The organism is Bacillus sp. JJ1474 (assembly GCF_036965225.1).
GTDB lineage: Bacteria > Bacillota > Bacilli > Bacillales > Cytobacillaceae > Cytobacillus.
In genome coordinates, this window is record NZ_JBALPC010000274.1 from 1 (window position 1) to 1,023 (window position 1,023).

The window sequence follows — 1,023 nt, forward strand, 5'->3', positions numbered from 1 at the left end:
TTCTTAATCGACATAGAAGCAGTAGTTACTCAATTTTACTCTGAGCTGTACAATCAATAACACCAAAGGGTTTAGATGAAATTGCTCGCATTCAAAAATAAGAACTATGTCTCTATTTAGAGCCAGATGACAAATGGGTCGATGATGGTTAAGAGTGCATGGGGAACAAAAGGTTCGGGATGATAAAAAAATTTTCTGAAAGAATTAATTAGAAAAAATGGGATTGATTTTCTTAGTATTAGCGGAACTTATCAAGAACGTTTGAAATGAGCGATAGAACTGATTAACAGAATGTCATAAATAAGTGATTTTATGATTATCTTAAAAGACACGGTTTATAGATTTGCAGTTTGAGCGGCATTAGGGGTTACCTTTTGTAATATTGGCAATTTAAAAGGATTGGACGATCCGATGTATGGATAAGCCATTCCTATTAATTCTTTTGAAAAAAAAGAGACCAGGTGAAGATTTCTGCAACCAATATTCGGGAAAAAGGAATCTTTGAATATTGGGATTACATTCCCGATGAGGTAAAAACGTTTTTTATTAAAAAGGTAGTCATTTTAGGGACTGAAAGCTGTGGGAAATCCACACTCACTAGAAATCTAGCACTTATTTATAACACAACCTATGTCAAAGAATACGGAAGAGATTATTGTGAATATTTAGAAGGCTGCGATGGGATTATTATAGAGGAAGATTACCCGATGATTGCGTACGGCCATAAACTTAAAGAATATGAAGCTATTAAAAATGCCAATAAAATCGTTTTATCGATACCGAAGCAGTCGTTACTCAATTTTACTCAGAGCTGTACAATCAAAAACACCAAACAATCTTAAATGAAATCGCTCGCATTCAAAAATATGATCTATGCCTATATTTAGAGCCAGATGTTAAATGGGTCGATGATGGATTAAGAGTCCAGGTCCGTGGGAAAATAATACCGGTTGAGGTAAGTATTGGTGAAGAATGGGATTGAGTTTGTAAGTATTAGTGAGACGTATCAAGAGCGTTTGGGAA

General features: G+C 34.7%; 2 protein-coding genes. Both read left to right on the top strand.

Going from position 1 to position 1,023, the window contains the following annotated elements:
* The first annotated feature begins 461 nt into the window (after positions 1–461).
* The gene (locus V7164_RS24285; protein WP_335355497.1) at positions 462–842 is read left to right on the top strand and encodes an AAA family ATPase; all 381 of its coding nucleotides are present in this window, start codon (positions 462–464) and stop codon (positions 840–842) included.
* Entirely contained in the window at positions 812–982 is a 171-nt protein-coding gene (locus tag V7164_RS24290) for a hypothetical protein (RefSeq protein ID WP_335355503.1), read from the top strand. Before V7164_RS24285 ends, V7164_RS24290 begins: the two co-directional genes overlap by 31 nt.
* The last annotated feature ends 41 nt before the right edge of the window (positions 983–1,023 follow it).